Consider the following 1,767-nt stretch of genomic DNA (forward strand, 5'->3'; position numbering starts at 1 on the left):
GCGAGAAAGGCATCCGCTGGGGCGGCCGTCCACTCGCACCGGCAGCTTGAGACGCTCACCCAACCCGGTGATCGTTTCCGGTCACAGCACTAGATTAGTGCGCATGACGAACACCGCACCCCGCCTCAACTTCGCCGCCGTCGCCCCGAAGGCGTTCAAATCCCTGATCGGCTTCGACGCCGCCGCCCGCGACGGCCTCGACCCCGCCCTGGTCGAGCTGATCCAGATCCGCTCCTCCCAGCTCAACGGCTGCGCCTACTGCCTGCACATGCACGTCACCGACGCCCGCAAGGCCGGTGAGGACGACCTTCGCCTCCACATGATCGGCGTCTGGCGCGAGGCGAAGCACTTCTTCTCCCCCAGGGAACAGGCCGCGCTGTCCCTGACCGAAGCGGTCACCCTGATCGCCGACGCCGGCGTCCCCGACGAGGTCTACGCCGAAGCCGCCGCCCAGTTCGAAGAGGCCGAGCTGGCCCACGTGCTCGCCGTCATCTTCACCATCAACACCTGGAACCGCGTCGCCATCACCACCGCCAAGATCGCCGGAACGGACGAGCGCCGATGATGATCGACGCCTCCATCCGGATCCGCATCGCGCGCCCCTCCCGCGACCTGGCCACCGCCGAGACCTTCTACGTCCAAGGCCTGGGTCTGAACGTCCTGTGGCGCACCACCGAACACGTCCCCGGCGAACACGACCTTCTCATGGTCGGACCCGCGGACGGCGCCTGGCATCTCGAACTCACCCACGACCCCGACGCCCCGCTGGAGCCCACCCCCACGGTCGACGACCTCCTCGTCCTCTACCTGGCCGCCCCCATCGACCAGCCCCTGCTCGACCGGCTCCTGTCCACAGGAGGCATCCGCGTTCCCTCCCACAACCCCTACTGGGACGCCCACGGCGTCACCCTCACCGACCCTGACGGCTACCGCCTCGTTCTCAGCGCCCGCTCCTGGAACCCCGGCATGGTTTCACAACAGTGACCCACATGGTGAAGCCGGCCGACGCGCCTGCGGCTTTCCGACGGCGGAGGCTGACAGCCTCTTCGAAACTTCGGCACGTATTCGGCACAGCCGCACACAACCGGGAGGACACCGAGAGCCCCTGGCCGTGAAACACCAGGTCAGGGGCGCTTTTCGTATGGTCACGGAGGGTAGGGCGGGCGGGACTCGAACCCGCGACCCAGGGATTATGAGACACAGAATCAAAGATCCACGATCTTACCTCTGACCAGGAACAACGCTACCAGCGGCACGTAATTTACAGCCCCTTCGGCACGTATTCGGCACAACAGCACCCCGGCAGAGCAAGGCAAGGGGGCCGCACCACCGGACCACCAGGACCGAGGCACAGAAACCCGCAGCAGCCCAAAAGCACCACGTTAGGAGAGCGATTGCCGTATGGCGATGTTGCTGCTTTGACCTGGTGATACAGCACGCGTAATGGTCAATCTTTATTGATCATTCCGTGCATGCTCCAGAAAGATGGAGCTACCTGACATGTTTTACATAAGACAGAGCATTTCGCAATGCGGTGACGGTGGGGTGGTCGGGGCCGTAGGCGGCCTCGGCGATGGCCAGCGCCCGCTCAAACAGCGACACCGCCTCACCCGGCCGCCCCAGGTCACTGAAGCTGGCCGCGAGGTTGCCCAGCCGAATGGCGACGTCAGGGTGGTCGGGGCCGTAGGCGGCCTCAGTGATGGCCAGCGCCCGCTGTTCCAACGGCACCGCCTCACCCGGCCGCCCCAAAGCGCGGAAGCTGCCCGC

General features: G+C 65.8%; 3 protein-coding genes. 2 read left to right on the forward strand and 1 reads right to left on the reverse strand.

What is annotated here, in order from left to right:
- The first annotated feature begins 103 nt into the window (after positions 1–103).
- Complete coding sequence (locus AB0395_RS47575; RefSeq protein WP_366294822.1) at positions 104–565, forward strand: carboxymuconolactone decarboxylase family protein; 462 nt, start codon at positions 104–106, stop codon at positions 563–565.
- A complete protein-coding gene (locus AB0395_RS47580) occupies positions 562–984 on the forward strand; it encodes a VOC family protein (RefSeq protein ID WP_366294825.1) in 423 nt (140 codons plus the stop codon). The genes AB0395_RS47575 and AB0395_RS47580 overlap by 4 nt, the downstream gene beginning before the upstream one ends.
- A 507-nt stretch (positions 985–1,491) precedes the next feature.
- Here the strand turns inward: AB0395_RS47580 and AB0395_RS47585 are convergent.
- A partial coding sequence (locus AB0395_RS47585) for a tetratricopeptide repeat protein (RefSeq protein ID WP_366294828.1) occupies positions 1,492–1,767 on the reverse strand: 276 nt, incomplete at its 5' end.

Origin of the sequence: Streptosporangium sp. NPDC051023, assembly GCF_040689595.1 — a bacterium.
GTDB lineage: Bacteria > Actinomycetota > Actinomycetes > Streptosporangiales > Streptosporangiaceae > Streptosporangium.

Excerpts from the sequence above, each read along its gene's own strand:
- AB0395_RS47575 (WP_366294822.1), top strand. The coding sequence starts at position 104 with ATGACGAACACCGCACCCCGCCTCAACTTCGCCGCCGTCGCCCCGAAG.
- AB0395_RS47580 (WP_366294825.1), top strand. The coding sequence starts at position 562 with ATGATGATCGACGCCTCCATCCGGATCCGCATCGCGCGCCCCTCCCGC.